The 15,768-nt window shown below is 57.0% G+C and carries 10 protein-coding genes; 6 read left to right on the plus strand and 4 right to left on the minus strand.

Annotation, left to right across the window (positions count from 1 at the left end; genetic code table 11):
• Nucleotides 1-275 precede the first annotated feature (275 nt).
• The gene (locus tag VIN96_RS00725) at nucleotides 276-491 is read right to left on the minus strand and encodes a DUF1674 domain-containing protein (protein WP_331893496.1); all 216 of its coding nucleotides are present in this window, start codon (nucleotides 489-491) and stop codon (nucleotides 276-278) included.
• Nucleotides 492-615: 124 nt separating this feature from the next.
• Between VIN96_RS00725 and VIN96_RS00730 the strand changes: the two genes are divergently transcribed.
• The 5 genes from VIN96_RS00730 to purH all read left to right on the plus strand — a co-directional run bounded on the left by VIN96_RS00730 (nucleotide 616) and on the right by purH (nucleotide 8,197).
• Nucleotides 616-1,893 (plus strand): RsmB/NOP family class I SAM-dependent RNA methyltransferase, encoded by a 1,278-nt coding sequence (locus VIN96_RS00730; protein WP_331893497.1) that lies wholly within the window; start codon nucleotides 616-618, stop codon nucleotides 1,891-1,893.
• 191 nt (nucleotides 1,894-2,084) lie between these two features.
• Nucleotides 2,085-3,749, plus strand: a complete 1,665-nt coding sequence (locus tag VIN96_RS00735) for a heparinase II/III family protein (RefSeq protein ID WP_331893498.1) — start codon at nucleotides 2,085-2,087, stop codon at nucleotides 3,747-3,749.
• A 25-nt stretch (nucleotides 3,750-3,774) separates the two neighbouring features.
• Nucleotides 3,775-4,482, plus strand: coding sequence for a glycosyltransferase family 2 protein (locus VIN96_RS00740; RefSeq protein ID WP_331893499.1), 708 nt, complete (start codon nucleotides 3,775-3,777; stop codon nucleotides 4,480-4,482).
• A 101-nt stretch (nucleotides 4,483-4,583) separates the two neighbouring features.
• Entirely contained in the window at nucleotides 4,584-6,509 is a 1,926-nt protein-coding gene (locus tag VIN96_RS00745; RefSeq protein WP_331893500.1) for a nucleoside-diphosphate sugar epimerase/dehydratase, read from the plus strand.
• 119 nt (nucleotides 6,510-6,628) lie between these two features.
• On the plus strand, nucleotides 6,629-8,197 hold the full coding sequence (gene purH, locus VIN96_RS00750) for a bifunctional phosphoribosylaminoimidazolecarboxamide formyltransferase/IMP cyclohydrolase (protein WP_331893501.1): 1,569 nt from the start codon (nucleotides 6,629-6,631) through the stop codon (nucleotides 8,195-8,197).
• A 62-nt stretch (nucleotides 8,198-8,259) separates the two neighbouring features.
• Here the strand turns inward: purH and VIN96_RS00755 are convergent, their stop codons facing one another.
• Both VIN96_RS00755 and VIN96_RS00760 read right to left on the minus strand, forming a co-directional pair.
• Nucleotides 8,260-9,459, minus strand: a complete 1,200-nt coding sequence (locus tag VIN96_RS00755; RefSeq protein WP_331893502.1) for an ABC transporter permease — start codon at nucleotides 9,457-9,459, stop codon at nucleotides 8,260-8,262.
• Entirely contained in the window at nucleotides 9,456-10,199 is a 744-nt protein-coding gene (locus VIN96_RS00760) for an ATP-binding cassette domain-containing protein (RefSeq protein WP_331893503.1), read from the minus strand. The genes VIN96_RS00755 and VIN96_RS00760 overlap by 4 nt, the downstream gene beginning before the upstream one ends.
• Before the next feature lie 128 nt (nucleotides 10,200-10,327).
• Between VIN96_RS00760 and VIN96_RS00765 the strand changes: the two genes are divergently transcribed.
• Entirely contained in the window at nucleotides 10,328-10,702 is a 375-nt protein-coding gene (locus VIN96_RS00765) for a response regulator (protein WP_331893504.1), read from the plus strand.
• Between the two features lie 140 nt (nucleotides 10,703-10,842).
• Here the strand turns inward: VIN96_RS00765 and VIN96_RS00770 are convergent, their stop codons facing one another.
• A complete protein-coding gene (locus tag VIN96_RS00770) occupies nucleotides 10,843-15,714 on the minus strand; it encodes an NAD-glutamate dehydrogenase (protein ID WP_331893505.1) in 4,872 nt (1,623 codons plus the stop codon).
• Nucleotides 15,715-15,768 lie beyond the last annotated feature (54 nt).

Below are 15,768 nucleotides of genomic sequence, written 5' to 3' on the forward strand. Positions count from 1 at the left end.
TAGACGACAGCATTCTGAATCGCATGTATTCGTCCCCAGGTCGAAATGGACCGCCCTAGAGGGACCCGCAAATGCGCTTGCTTGCGGCGTCCTGAGGAACCTTTGGCATCGAATCATGCACGCTTGAATCGATTTTGATCCGCATCCGGTTTTGCGTTACGTCTCGACATCGACATCAACAAAATTTCTTGTTGCTATTGAGCAATATTAGCATAATGCACCACTTGCTTGCCTTGTACGGCTTTTGAATGAGCCCAGGGGCAGGTCGCGATAGATTAAAAATCGATACACCGTCCTTTGCTTTCCCAATCCCCGTACCGGGTTGGCTCCAGTCTTTGTTTGTTGTCAATTATTTGTTTATTATCAGCTGGATAATGAATCGTTTCTGAATCGTTATTTTGTCTAGGTTTAGCACCCGCCTCCTGGGTGGGTGGATCGTTTGATACCCGTGTTTTGGCGCAGGTAGCTATTTTCATTTCGTCTTCGACCATAATATTCACGATCCTCACCCGCAGCGCGGATATTTTCAGCTTTCAGTGTAACTGTGTGCTCGCTCATGGTATAGGAAAGGCACACCATTTCCAATCTGAACCGATCAGTCGAGCTTTCATCCGTATGCCCCGTACCGCCGCCCTCAATCTTCTCGATGCCGTCCTCAATCACAAGCATCAGCTTGATGATGCGCTTAATCAGGCACAGGGCTTCAACAGGCTACCGGAGCGTGATCGCGCGCTCGCCCAGCAAATCACCCGCACCGTTTTGCGTCACCTTGGCGAAATAGACTTACTTATTTCATCTTTTTTAGACAAGCCATTGGGCAAAAAGGGCCTAGCTGCGCAAAACGTCATGCGCCTTGGGTTGGCGCAACTGTTTTTCCTCGATACAGCCGATCACGCCGCAATCGACACTGCCGTCGAACTGTGCCGGGGCGGCGACTTGGCCCCTTATCGCAAACTCGTCAACGCCATCTTACGCCGCGCCCAGCGTGAAGGAGCCGCACTGCTTGCAGATCAGGATGTTGCACAACTGAACACGCCGGCGTGGCTTTGGCAAAGCTGGGTCGCGTCCTATGGCGAAGACACGGCGCACGCCATCGCCGCGCAGCATCTGGTCGAAGCGCCGCTCGACATCACCGTCAAGGACGACCCGGCCGGTTGGGCGGAAAAATTGGAAGCCCACCTGATGCCCACGGGAACATTGCGGTTGAGCGGCCATAAAGGCGTCATCACCTCGTTGCCTGGATTCGAGGAGGGCGCGTGGTGGATTCAAGACATGGCTGCAAGCCTACCCGCTCGCCTGCTGGGCAATGTATGCGAGCTCGATGTCATCGATCTGTGCGCAGCGCCTGGCGGAAAAACCATGGAGTTGGCTGCGGCTGGTGCGCGGGTGATCGCCGTCGACCGTTCCGACAAGCGTCTTGAGCGCGTTGCGGATAACCTCAAACGCACAAAATTATCGGCCAAGCTCATCACCGCCGACGCCACCCAGTGGCGTCCCGATATGCTGGCGGATGCGGTGCTACTGGACGCACCGTGCTCGGCGACCGGCACCGCGCGGCGCCATCCTGATGTCTTACAGTTGAAACAGCCCGCCGATGTCACCAAATTGGCTCACTTGCAGGGTCGTCTTCTCAAATCCGCAGTCGACATGGTCCGCCCGGGTGGCTTGATCGTCTATTGTACCTGCTCGCTGCAACGCGAAGAAGGCGAGGCACAAATCCAAACCCTGCTGCAAAGTGGCGCGCCCGTTCAGCTTGACCCCTTGCAGCCCAAAGAGGTCGGAACCTTCACCGACTTTGTCACCGCAGACGGATTTTTACGCACCCTGCCTTGCCATTTCGCCGAGCAAGGCGGTATGGATGGCTTCTTCGCCGCCCGCCTACGGCGTTTATAAGCTTTTATGTATTGATGACGACAGCGTCCACGACACAGCCGCAGAGCGAATCCAGTCCGGCGCTTTGCTCTCTTCGTCAAACATTGCGTTGCGATATGTAAATGATTGAATTTTCCTGAACAGTTAAAGGGTGTTGTTGGGGTGTGATCGCCGTTCTTGCCCATCCAAATCGAACCTGATACCCATCAAGCATGAGCACCGGCACACGCCACACCGCAGCGCACCTCAAAGACCCGCATTCCAAACTGCCGCTTTGGGCCGCGCAACCAAACGCAACGCTTTTCACAGCGTCCGCGTTGTATAGGCTTTTGCTATTAGGCTCTGCGCCTAAGGGCGTGCGCTTCAGCGTACCGGAGCTGTGGCCGGGCAATCCCGACGTTGGGCGCGACATCCTGGCGGGAATATTCCGATACCGCGATGAAACCCATGAACTGTCTTCTGCCAATGCCTTGCCCGTCAACGCATCGGCGGCGTGGGTGGCGTGGTTTCATGGTCATAGCTGGCTGAGGGATCTATGCGCCCTTGGCGGCGGAGAGGCCCCCTATTTTGCGCGGGAATGGCTTTCAACGTGGATCGAGGCAAACCGGAGTTGGCAGGCAATCGCCTGGACACCTGAGGTCACAGCGGAACGTTTGATCAATTGGTGCCAGCATTGGAGCTTTTTGGTGCGCGATGACGGCAGCGGCCCGTTCGAAAAATTGCTGCGTCGCAGAGCTGGGCGCGATGCGCGTCATTTATTATGGACCATGCCGCCGCAGGACGCGGGTTTTAACCGCTTGCACGCCCTCAAGGGCCAGGTGTTTGGTGTGTTTGCGCTTTTGGGTGGCGAAAATCGCATGACACGCACGCTCAACCAGTTGGAGCGTGAAATAACAGCGCAAGTGCTACCCGACGGCGGACACGTTGAGCGCAATCCCCAACGTCTTGGCGATGTGCTTAAAAATTTGCTTGAACTTAGGGCCTTGCTCAGCACCGCCACCGGCGATGTGCCGGGGTTTTTACAAAATGCCATTGATCGTGTTGCACCAATGTTGCGCGCGTTGCGCCACCCGGACGGTGGCTTGGCGGTGTTCAACGGCGGTCTGGAAGGCGATCGGGCTTGGTTGGATCTGCTCCTCGCTCATACTGATTCGAATGCCAAGCCGCCACGCCACGCCCCACATGCAGGTTTTCAGCGCCTCAACGCCGGTGCGGTCAACATCATCATGGATTGCGGTCAACCTTCGTCGGTGGGACGCACCCAGCACGCCGGGACGTTGAGTTTCGAGCTCAGCATCGGAAAGCATCGCCTGTTCGTCAACTGCGGCGCGCGCGACGGTGAGCAAGACCCATGGCGCACGGCACTGGCGGCAACGGCGGCGCACACCACGCTCACCGTCAACGACACCTCCTCAAGTGCGTTCGCCTTGGACGGCAAATTGCGTCGCTGTCCCGAGCACGTCACCTGCAATCGTCAGGACGTAGACCAGGGTGTGTTGGCCGAAGCCAGTCACGATGGCTATATGGACGGCTTCGGCCTCACCCATCACCGCGCACTGTTCGTGGCGTCTCACGGTACCGATGTGCGTGGCGAAGATCGCTTGGTCGGTTCGGGTGGCGAGTCTTTTACATTGCGGTTTCATCTCCACCCCAGCGTCAAAGCTTCCGTATTGGGCGACGGCCATGGTGTATTGCTACACCTGCCGGGCAAGGAGGTTTGGCGATTGCGCACCTCGGCCCATGACGTGAAGCTCGAAAGCAGTGTCTATCTGGGCCATGGCGGGGATCAGCGTCGTAGTGAACAAATCGTTATTTCCGGTCCGCTCTCAGGTAATGGAGCATTGATCAAATGGGCCCTGTCACGCGACGGTGCGTAACCCCCTAAGCAGTTGGACTTCTGTCATGAACAAACTCAGCGTCGTGATCCCCTGTTACAACGAAGAGCAAACTTTGGCCGATGTTGTGGCAAAAGTCGGAAGCGCTGACTGCGCCGGTTTGGATTTAGAGATCGTCATCGTCGACGACTGCTCCGCCGACAACTCGGCCGCCATCGCCGAAACACTGGCAAATTCCGACCATCGCGTCCGCCTCATTCGTCACCCCATCAATCAGGGCAAAGGCGCAGCGTTACGCACCGGATTTACGGCAGCCAGTGGAGATTTGGTGATCGTTCAGGATGCCGACCTGGAGTATGACCCCGCCGATTACGTCAAGCTGCTGGCCCCGATCCTCAACGGCGAAGCGGATGTGGTTTATGGTTCGCGGTTTTTGGATCGCGGCGCCACCGAGGCGCATTACCTGCTGCACGGTCTTGCCAACCGCTTTTTGACAGGTCTGTCCAATTTACTGACGGGTCTCAAGCTCACGGACATGGAGACCTGCTACAAGCTGGTGCCCAAGCGACTGCTGGATCAAATTACCATCACCGAAAATCGCTTTGGCATCGAGCCCGAAATCACCGCTAAACTTGCGCATATGAAACCTAAACCGCGTCTGGTTGAAGTACCTGTTTCCTATATCAATCGGTCTTATGCCGAAGGCAAAAAAATTGGCTGGAAAGATGGTGTCAGCGCCATTCGCTGCATTTTGAAGTTCAATCTTCTGCGCTGATCCAGCCCCACAGAAAAGACTGCCGCCACAAAGCGTTGCTGTGCTAACGTTCCCGCCCAGAACTACCAGACCAGCGACATCCGATCCGGGTATTATCGACCATGGCTTACCTGCCCAAAGCTTTGATTATGAAGCCGCGCAATTTGATCGCGTTCATTCATGACGTGATTATGGCGGCTTTGTCGTTCGGTGTGTCGATGATATTGCGCATTGGCGATGTTTTCGACCCGTTCCATGGCAAGGTTCTGCTCACCGGCACGGCGACTTTCACCGCCACTGCCGCCGTGGTGTTTTTAAGCCTCCGCATGTATCGCGGTATTTGGCGTTACGCATCGATGAACGATCTGGTGACCTTGGCCAAAGCCGTCACCATTTTGATGCTGGTATTTTCGCTGGAGATGTTCTTTTTCTTCCGCCTCGAGGGTGTGCCGCGCTCGCTGCCCGTAATCAATTGGTTCGTTTTGTTGGCCATGCTGGGCGGGCCCCGGTTTCTCTATCGTTTAGTGAAAGACCGCCGCTTCGATTGGCACCTGGACCTCAACGCGACCCCCAAAATTCCTGTGCTTTTGGTCGGTGCCGGCGACGAGGCGGAGTTGTTTATTCGCACCGCCGCCCGGTCCGACACATCACCCTATCGGCCCGTGGGCATCGTCTCTGAAAGCCCCGGACGCGTAGGTCGGCAAATTCACGACGTCAACGTCTTGGGCACGGTGTCCGACATCGACACTATCGTGTCGCAATTACAAGGCGAGGACCGCCCCCAGCGTTTGGTACTGACCAAGCACGAAATCAAAGGCGCGGGAGTACGTGAACTTCTGAGCATGGCCCAAAGCCTAGGCATGACCGTGGCGCGCATGCCACGCGTCGACGATCTCAAATCCGGTGATGATCAAGACGTGCGCATCCGCCCGATCGCCATTGAAGATCTATTGGGCCGACCTCAGCAGCCATTGGATCGCGACTCGATGACCAAGTTAGTGGCGAACAAGCGGGTACTCATTACCGGTGCAGGTGGCTCGATCGGCTCAGAACTGGCGCGCCAAGTTGCCGCAATCGGACCCCAAGAATTGGTGCTGTTGGAAAATTCAGAATTCGCGCTCTATTTGATCGATCGCGAAATGGCCGCGCAATGCCCTGACATGGTGCGCCATGCGGTGATCGCCGATGTGCGGGACCCTGCCCGGATCAATCAGATTTTTAACCGTTACAGACCCGAATTGGTTTTTCACGCTGCTGCTCTCAAGCACGTGCCTTTGGTTGAAGACAACCCTTTCGAAGGTATGCTAACGAACGCCATCGGTACCCGCAATGTCGCCGACGCCTGCGAAACCGCGGAGGTCGACGTGATGGTGATGATTTCCACCGACAAGGCCGTCAACCCCACCAACATCATGGGCGCGACCAAGCGCATTGCGGAAACCTATGTACAGGCGCTGGACTTGCGTCGGGGAACCGATGCAGGCACCCGGTTCGTAACGGTACGATTTGGCAATGTTTTAGGTTCCACCGGGTCGGTGGTGCCGCTGTTCCAAAAACAATTGGAGGCTGGCGGTCCGCTGACCGTTACGCATCCGGATATGACTCGCTATTTCATGACCATCCGTGAGGCTGTCGAGTTGGTCTTGCAGGCTTCCGCATTAGGTGTCACCAGCCACGCAACCACGGGCAAGCTGTTCGTTCTCGACATGGGCGAACCGGTCAAAATCGTTGAGCTGGCGCGCCAGATGATCCGCTTGGCCGGACTGCAGCCTGGCGAAGACATTGAAATTCAATTCACCGGCACACGTCCCGGAGAAAAGCTGTTCGAAGAAATTTTTCACGGTGCGGAACCCCCGGTGCCGACCACCGCACCGGGGGTGTTGCTTGCATCGCCGCGTACCCACGATGTTGAAGACGTACGCAGCACTTTAGACCAGTTGGACGCTGCCGCGCACGCGGAAGACCGTGACGGCTTGCTCGCTGGGATCGCCAAACTGGTGCCCGAATACGCCCCACCGCCTACGGATCAAAACAATTTGGCTCGATAACCCCACCGTAGGGCTGGTCTTGGCCGCCTGGGGCTGGTATATCGCAAGCGGTTTATGACAAAACTGTCATATGCACTTAAAGTCATCGCCGCTCCATCGCCAACAGGGGACCCGCTCACATGTCCGAACCCATCCGCCGCGCACTGCTTTCCGTTTCCGATAAAACCGGCATTGTTGAATTTGGCCGTTTTCTCGCCGATCAAGGCGCCGAAATTCTGTCTACCGGCGGTACCGCCAAGATGCTGGCCGAGGCGGGCGTGCCTGTGACCGAGGTTTCCGAACACACCGGCTTTCCCGAAATCATGGACGGACGGGTCAAGACACTTCAGCCCGCGATCCACGGTGGTCTGCTGGCGGTGCGCGACAATGCCGAGCACGTTAAGGCGATGGAAGAACATAACATCGCGCCCATCGATCTGCTGTGCGTCAACTTATACCCGTTCGAGGCAACCCTCGCCGCCGGGGCAAGTTATGACGATTGCGTCGAAAATATCGACATCGGCGGTCCGGCGATGATCCGTGCTGCGGCGAAGAACCACGGCGACGTCACGGTGGTGGTCGAACCCGAAGATTACCAGCGCGTTATGGATGAAATCGCCAGCCATTCCGGCGCGACCACGCTAGAAACGCGCAAATTTCTCGCTCAGCGCGCTTATGCCCGCACTGCTGCCTATGACGCCGCGATCTCAACCTGGCTGGCCGATGAAACCGATCAGATCTGGCCCAAGCGCTTGAGCTTCGCCGGTGAACTCAAACAAACCATGCGCTACGGCGAAAACCCCCACCAAGCGGCGGCTTTCTATGTCAACGGCGATCCGCGTCCCGGTGTGGCGTCGGCCACCCAGTTGCAAGGCAAAGAGCTCAGCTACAACAACCTGAATGACACCGATGCTGCGTTCGAACTGGTCAGTGAGTTCGAGGACACCGCCTGCGCCATCATCAAGCACGCCAACCCCTGCGGCGTCGCCGTGGGCAACACGTTGGCCGATGCGTACCGCGCCGCGTATGTATGTGACACTGAAAGCGCGTTCGGCGGCATCGTTGCGCTGAACCGTACCCTTGACGGCGAAACGGCGGAAGAAATCACCAAAATCTTCACCGAAGTGATCATCGCCCCGGCTGTCGACGAAGACGCATTGAAGATACTTAGCGGCAAAAAGAACCTGCGTGTTCTGACCACCGGCGCAATGCCTGACCCGAAAGCGGGTGGGCGCACCGTCAAGATGCTGGCCGGCGGCTTGCTGGTCCAGGGCCGCGACAACGCGATCTTCGAAGATCTCAAAGTGGTCACCGAAAAAGCCCCCACCGATGCACAGCTGGCCGACATGAAATTCGCTTACACGGTCGGCAAGCACATCAAGTCCAACGCCATCGTCTATTGCAAGGATGGCCGCACCGTCGGCGTCGGCGCCGGCCAGATGAGCCGTGTCAATTCGTGCCGCATTGCCGCTTTCCGCGCCGAGCAGGCTGCAAAAGCCCAAGGCGAAGATCAAAGCTGGGCAATCGGCTCGGTAGTTGCGTCTGACGCGTTCTTCCCGTTCGCCGATGGCCTGTTGGAGGCCGTCGAGGCCGGAGCCGTGGCTGTGATCCAACCGGGTGGTTCGATGCGCGACGAAGAGGTCATCGAGGCCGCCAACAAGGCCGGCATCGCCATGGTCTTCACCGGTATGCGCCACTTCCGCCACTAAGGTTTACAGAAAACAGAACGCCGACCCTGAAAATCCGGGGTCGGCGTTTTTTTGTGCGTTGTTCAACCCAGCACGAACATCTTTTCGCGGCGGAACCATTTCGCGGCGAGCAGGAAAATCAGCGCCGCCGATACAGTCGTGGTCAACGTCGCGATCATGACATGCTGCGGGTCCAGCGATTGTTCCGCCACCAGTTGATTGATCAGCAGCATCTGCCCCAACACCGGCACCGCCACCGTCGCGTCCGTCGGGTTCATCGGTGAAAACACCATCACCATGCCCGGCAACGCGGGCACCAGCGGCAGCAGCCCCAGATAGATTTGTGCCTCTTTCATCGAACGCGTGATCACCGCCACCGACATCTGCAATGCCACCGCGATGGCCATCAGCGGGACGGTCACCGCAAAGATCAAGACGAACACATCCCAACCCGGTGGCGCGACCAAGCGCTCGGACGAAGACGCCGCCAGGCCCATGAACAGCCGAAACGCACCTAAGTTCACGACCGTGGTCACGGCGGTGAACGCCAACGCCGCCAGCGCTTTCGCCAATAGCAACACCCATCGCTCCACCGGCGCCAGCAGCAACGGCTCCAACGAGCCGCGTTCGCGTTCACCCACCGTGGTGTCAATGGCCAGATGCACCCCGCCGAGGAAAATCATAAAGATCACCAACGGTGGGACCATGTTATAGAAGAACACTGCAATGTTGGCGTCGCGCGCGACGTTGACGCGCTCAATCTTCACTGGTGTCGCATACCCTTCCGGCAGTCCCGCTGCCAGGGCTTTTTCATCGGCGACGCGATCATTGAAGCCGCGTACGATCCAGCTGAGACGCGAGGTCACGCGCAAGTTGTCCACCCGTCCGGTATTGGTGATCAGCTCGACGGTGAATGTATCGCGATCAGCCGCCGCATCGGGTACGATCATCACCACCGGCAAACGGCCATCACGTACCGCCGCTTCTTGTTCTTGGCGGCTGAGAGGCGCTGCACTGAAGCGCACGTTGTTGTCTTCAAGATAAGCTTTCAGCTCCGGCGCGTGCTCGATACCCACCGCCGGGACAGTGACGAAATGTTCGCGAAAATCGCCTTGCAGGGTCTTACCGGCTAGAAACAGGCCGCCCGCCACCAATAACGGGCCCAACATCGGATAAATCAACGCCAACATCAGTGAACGCCGGTCTCGGCTGTGATCGCGCAGCTCTTTCGTCACCACGATGAGCACCCGGCGCAGCCACCCGTTTGCGGTCTGCTCGCTCATTGCGCGGCCTCCGCTTGAGTGGATGCGCGCGCCAAAATGCGCACGAACACTTCTTCCAAATCTTCTGCCCCGACCGCTTCGCGGAGTTCGTCGGGGGTGCCGCTGGCCACCGTGCGTCCCTCGGAAACGATCACCAGATCGTCGCACAGCAGCGAGACCTCGCTCATGATGTGGCTGGAAATCAAGATACAATGACCCTCGGCCTTCATCTCGCCGATCAGCTCGCGCACGGCACGCGAACTCATCACATCCAGGCCGTTGGTCGGCTCGTCCAAAATCAAATTGCGCGGTCGGTGAACCAAGGCGCGGCCCAGCGCGACTTTGAGTTCTTGGCCGCGCGAAAAGCCCTTGGCCAAACGGTCGGCGAAATCGGTCATGCCCAAACGTATCACCAAGCGATCAATATCGCTGTCCAGATCAGCACCTTGGGCGCCGTGCAGTTGGCCGAAATAACGGATGTGTTCGCGCGCGGTGAGCCGCGGATAGAGGCCGCGTACATCCGGCAACACACCCAGTTGGCGCTGTGCCGACATGCGATCTTGAGCGACGTCGACACCATCCACGCGCGCGAGGCCCCGGTCCGGTGTCAGCAAACCATAGACAATACGAAATGCCGTGGTCTTGCCCGCGCCGTTTGGTCCAATCAAGCCGGTTACCCGGCCATCTTGCGCCGTGAGGCTGAGACCACCGAGAGCCTGAACCGAACCGAAGCGTTTGCAGAGGTTTTCCATCTCGATCATGGCAAGAGCCTAGCATTCAGTGTTTGCAGATCAACCGTGTTATTGGCACGACGCTTGCTTTTTAAGGGCTGGGTGCGGCGGCTGTCGCATTCTGCACATCGGGGGGCCGGTATGAGGGGGAATGTGATATGGCGCGTATCTTGGTGATCGATGACGATCCGGACATTCGTGGATTGCTCACAACCTATTTTCAAGGTATCGGCCATCAGGTTTTTGTCGCCGAAGATGGCGCGCACGGAATCGGTGTGGCGGCTCAACGTCGCCCCGATGTGGTGATTTTGGATGTCGATATGCCTGTTTTGAATGGTCATTCGACTTTGCATGTGATGAAGAACGATCCGAAAATGTCGGCCATCCCGGTCGTGGTTCTGACGTCACGCGACGACGAGCTAACCCGAGAGCGCCTCCACCGCGCCGGATGTGCGGACTTTCTCGGTAAGCCGTTCGAATTGAACGCATTAGACTTGGCCGTGGCAAATAGCCTGAAAACGAGCCGAGGCTAAACAGAAGTTGAGCGCGTACTTCGCGCTTACACTCGTCCGGGGTTTGCCCTTGACGCACACCTTGCGGGGCTCAGGATCACATCCTGACCCCCGCACTTTTTATCCATGATTCGCATTTTGCCTCGCAATTTGCGATGACCTCAGCTTGCCCGCTCATCAACCAGTGACTTGAACGCCCGACTGGCCACCGCGATCATGGAAATGTCGTTGATGTCCCCGGCCCACAATTCCGTCAACAATTGCTCGGTGCGATTGATGGCGTCTTGGTAGGTGTCTGCCCACAGCGCCAGCGCCTTGAGCGGATCGGTAACGTTCCGCGAAACGTCGAGAACATGAGCCGCCAGATTGTACTGATGGCCAAACAGTTCTTCCACCAAGGCCGAGATTGCCAGCTTCTGCCAATGGCTATCGCTGGTTAGCGCTTCGCATGCCGCGCGCATACGGCCCAGACGGAACTTGGAGCCCACCGCGAAATACAGTGCCGCGACGTCGCAAACCTTCAGGCCACGTTGTTCGGCAAGCAGCACGATGTCGATACCCGACGCCATGTTGACCAAGCCCGCAATGCGCAAAGCCAAATCCTTGGGCACGCCGTCACTGATATATGCCTCTGCCCGGCGATCCAAATCTGCAAGGTAGTGCGCCGGCAAAACATCGTGCAGACCCGCATACAGTTCATTGTTGCCTGCCTGAAAGCGTTCGACACTGGCCTCCAACGATTGTCCTGCGACTCCATTGCGCAAGAACCACATGGTCGCGCGTTCCAACAACTTGTTGATGTCGAGCAGCATGGCGGTCTGAGTCCGCGCGTGCACTCTATTATCCAGGGCCTCGATGGGATGCCACATGTCGCGCACCGAAAAGACTTCGCGCGCGAGGATAAAGGCACGCGCAATGTCGCCCGGCGCCATGCCGGTCTTTTCCATCAATTGGGTGACGAAAGTGCCACCTACTCGATTGATCATGGAATTGGTGACGCGCGTGGCGACGATTTCGCGGCGCAGACGATGTTGGCCGATGTCGGCTTGATATTTCTTTTGCAACGGTGTTGGAAAATAGCGCAATAAATCACGAACCAAAAACGGATCGTCAGGCAAATCACTGGCGAGCAACTCATCGAACAGCCAGATCTTCGAATACGACATCAGCACCGATACTTCAGGGCGGGTTAGACCTTGCCCACCGACAGCGCGCTCGCTCAGGGTTTCGTCATCGGGCAGAAACTCCACGTCGCGATCCAGGCGATCGGATTTTTCCAACATCCGCATCAAACGGATCTGATGATCGACCAGATCGGTGCCACGCGCCTGAATGGTGGAAATGGCCTGGGTTTGTTCGTAATTATCCCACAACACCAATGCACCGACCTCATCGGTCATGCGTTCCAGTAATGCGTTGCGTGCGCGTTGGCCGAGTTTTTTCTGCGCCACCATGACATCAAGCAGGATCTTGATGTTGACCTCGTGGTCGGAGCAATCCACACCGGCGGAGTTGTCGATGGAATCCGTGTTCAGACGTCCACCCGCCAACGCATACTCGATGCGCGCGCGTTGAGTAACACCCAGATTGGCGCCCTCGGCGATGACCTTGGCGCGAACCTCGCGGGCATTGACGCGCACCGCATCGTTGGTGCGGTCGCCGACATCTGCATGGCTTTCGCTGCTGGCTTTGAGATAGGTACCGATGCCGCCGAACCACAGCAAGTCGGCCTCCAACTTCAAGATCAGCTTGATCAGATCGTTGGGCGCCATTTTGTCCACGGTGACGTCAAACAGATCTTTCATCTCTTTGGATAACGGGACCCACTTGGCACGCCGTTCGAACACGCCGCCGCCTTTGGAGATCCGTTTGGCGCTGTAGTCCGACCACATCGAACGCGGCATATCGAACAAACGACGACGCTCGGCAAGCGAGGTTTGCGGATTGGGATTGGGATCGATGAAGATGTGCATATGGTTGAAGGCCGCGATCAAACGAATGTGTGGGCTGAGCAACATGCCGTTGCCGAACACATCCCCTGACATGTCGCCGACGCCAATGACGGTGAAGTCTTCGTTTTGGGTATCGACGCCCATTTCGCGGAAATGGCGTTTGACCGATTCCCACGCACCGCGCGCGGTGATGGCCATTTTCTTGTGATCGTACCCGACGCTTCCGCCCGACGCGAACGCATCGCCCAGCCAAAAACCGTATTCAACTGAAACGCCATTGGCAATGTCCGAAAACGTCGCCGTGCCTTTGTCCGCGGCGACCACCAAATAGGGGTCGTCGGGATCGTGACGCACCACACGTGGCGGCGGCAACACTTGACCTTTGCTGTCCAAATTGTCGGTCAGGTCCAACAGACCGCGGATGAAAATCTTGTAACACGCGATGCCTTCGGCCGTGACCGCCTCACGACCCCCTTCGCTGGGCGGATTTTTCACCACGAAACCGCCCTTTGAACCGACCGGCACGATGACGGCGTTTTTGACCTGCTGGGCCTTGACCAGGCCAAGGACTTCGGTGCGGAAATCCTCGCGCCGATCCGACCAACGCAACCCACCACGCGCGACGTTACCAAAACGCAGGTGCACGCCTTCGACACGCGGCGAATAGACGAAGATTTCAAACTTTGGACGCGGTAGCGGCAGTTCTTCAATGTCGTGACTCGACAGCTTGAACGACAGCCACGTCTTGAGTTCACCATCTTCGGTGATCTGAAAAAAATTGGTCCGTAACGTCGCATCCACCAGATTGATGTAACGGCGCAAGATACGGTCTTCATCGGCACTGCTGACATCATCGAGTTGCGTAAACACTTTTTTGCGCAAACGGGTGGCTTTTCGCGATGCTTTGAGGGCGTCTTCTTTGACGCTGTGTGGCTGAAAGCGCGCCATGAACATATCGACGATGCCACGCGTAATGGCGGCGTTTTCCACCAAGGTGCGGGCCATGTAGGTTTCCGAGAAGGTGATCCCGGTTTGGCGCAAATATTTGGTGTACGCGCGCAGCACCGTGACTTCCCGCCAGTCCAACCCTGCTGACAAGATCAGCGCGTTGAGCGCATCGCTTTCCATCGCTCCGGACCAGATTTGATCAAAGGCGGCATGAAAGCGCGAGCGCACATCGTCGCCACTGCCCATCAGTGTTTCACGCGGTTCCAGGCCAAAATCATGGATGACGATTTTGTAAGGCGCTTCCTTGGGCCGTGCGCGATAGGGAATTTCCTCCATCACCCTAAGGCCCATATTTTCCAGCATCGGCAAAATATCCGACAACGCCACCGGTCCCTTGGGATTGTAAATTTTGAAACGCAAAGGCGGTCCCGAAGGTGCGGCGAGTTGGTAGAGATACAAACCTAAGCGACCAAATATATATGTCAGTTCGATGCGCTTGATGTCGTCGAGCGTCTCTTCGGTGGAGAAGTTTTCTTCGTAGTTGCGATTGAACGCGTTTTGGTACGCATCCAAAAGACGCATGCCTTCCATTTCACCGTGCTGTTCAATCAACGCACCGCCCAAACGATCACCCCAGGAGCGCGTCAATTCCGCAATTCCCGCTTCGATGACTTTGGGGTCATACTTGGGTATCTCGCCCGGCGTGGTTTTGATCACCACATGCAGACGCGTCAATGCCTCGTCGCCCAAGTGCGCGTAATGGGCGCTGACCAAACCGGCGAAGGCATCTTCCAAGTGAGTCTGAATTTTTTTGCGAAGATCGGTGCTGTAGCGATCACGCGGCACATATACCAGACAGCTTATGAACCGTTCGAAATCATCGCGGCGCAAAAACAAGGAAACCTTTTGGCGGTCTTGCAAACGCAGTATCCCCAGACTGGTTTCCAGCAATTGCTCGGTCGAGATCTGAAACAACTCATCGCGAGGAAAGGTTTCCAAGATATTCAGCAACGTTTTGCCGTTGTGACTGTTCGACGGCAAGCCGGCATAGTCGAATGTGCGTTGGATCTTGCGCCGCAACAGCGGAATGTCGCGGGCGCTTCTGTTATAGGCTCCGGCCGTGAACAGACCGACGTATATACGCTGTCCGATCACGCGCCCCTTGGCGTCGAGCCGCTTGATGCCGATCGAATCCATTTGTACCGGGCGGTGAACCCGTGAACGCATATCTGTTTTGGTCACCTGCAGCAGGTCAGGGCGATTGACGAAACTGCGCACTTCGGGCGGCATCTTGGCCAAATCCCGCAATTCCTGAAACACCACCCGCGACGGATCGCTCAACACACCTAAGCTACTGTTCTTGGAGATGGTTACCCGCGCGCTGGTGCCCGTGCCGGCGAATTCATATTCGCGGTAACCCAAAAAGGTAAAATTGTCGTCGTGCAGCCAGCGTAGAAAATCGCGAACCTCGCTGACTTCTTCCAACGGCACGTTCGCTGTCAAGGTTTCCAATTCATCGACCAAATCGGCAAGGGTGGCGCGCATGGTGCGCCAATCGCGCACCGCCAGTTCCACATCGCTCAGCACTTCAAGCAAGCCGGTACGGATTTCGTCGTGAACGATTTCCGGTTGTTCATCGATTTGAATGTGGATGAGGCTTTCGGCGCCGACGCCCTTATCGACGCCGAGCACGGCGGTGTCCATCACCTCTGTCAACTTACCGGCCCCGGTCCGGCGCACGCGCATCACCGGATGAATCGACAGGTGCACGCCAAAACCGTGACGATTCATTTCGGCTGTAACGCTGTCGATCAAAAAGGGCTTATCTGTGGTGACGATTTCCACAACCGTGTGATCGAGATCCCAGCCGACTTTTTTGACGCTGGGATTGTAGATGGTGACAATCGGCGCGCCCGATTTGTGTTTGCTAGCCGCCTCCAAATGATGAAGCGCGAGACCGGCGAGAACTGCGGGCTCTAAGGCGGCAAGATCGTCAATGGCGACTTGGCTGAAGTACTGTCCAATAAATTGCGGAAGGAGAGAACGCTCACTCTTTTTGACGCGCTTGAGCGCCACATCGAGAATGGATTTGACGATCTTCGTCCGACGACCATGATCTGCATCGAGCGGCATCTGAATAATCTCCCGCAGCTGAATTCATTAGCTCCCCACTAAAAGCTAGTACAT

It is taken from the genome of Magnetovibrio sp. (genome assembly GCF_036568125.1).
Taxonomy (GTDB): domain Bacteria; phylum Pseudomonadota; class Alphaproteobacteria; order Rhodospirillales; family Magnetovibrionaceae; genus Magnetovibrio.

Bases quoted from the DNA above. Each gene is read 5' to 3' on its own strand.
- VIN96_RS00725 (WP_331893496.1), bottom strand. From the start codon at position 491: ATGGTCGAAGACGAAATGAAAATAGCTACCTGCGCCAAAACACGGGTA.
- VIN96_RS00730 (WP_331893497.1), top strand. From the start codon at position 616: ATGCCCCGTACCGCCGCCCTCAATCTTCTCGATGCCGTCCTCAATCAC.
- VIN96_RS00735 (WP_331893498.1), top strand. From the start codon at position 2,085: ATGAGCACCGGCACACGCCACACCGCAGCGCACCTCAAAGACCCGCAT.
- VIN96_RS00740 (WP_331893499.1), top strand. From the start codon at position 3,775: ATGAACAAACTCAGCGTCGTGATCCCCTGTTACAACGAAGAGCAAACT.
- VIN96_RS00745 (WP_331893500.1), top strand. From the start codon at position 4,584: ATGGCTTACCTGCCCAAAGCTTTGATTATGAAGCCGCGCAATTTGATC.
- purH (WP_331893501.1), top strand. From the start codon at position 6,629: ATGTCCGAACCCATCCGCCGCGCACTGCTTTCCGTTTCCGATAAAACC.
- VIN96_RS00755 (WP_331893502.1), bottom strand. From the start codon at position 9,459: ATGAGCGAGCAGACCGCAAACGGGTGGCTGCGCCGGGTGCTCATCGTG.
- VIN96_RS00760 (WP_331893503.1), bottom strand. From the start codon at position 10,199: ATGATCGAGATGGAAAACCTCTGCAAACGCTTCGGTTCGGTTCAGGCT.
- VIN96_RS00765 (WP_331893504.1), top strand. From the start codon at position 10,328: ATGGCGCGTATCTTGGTGATCGATGACGATCCGGACATTCGTGGATTG.
- VIN96_RS00770 (WP_331893505.1), bottom strand. From the start codon at position 15,714: ATGCCGCTCGATGCAGATCATGGTCGTCGGACGAAGATCGTCAAATCC.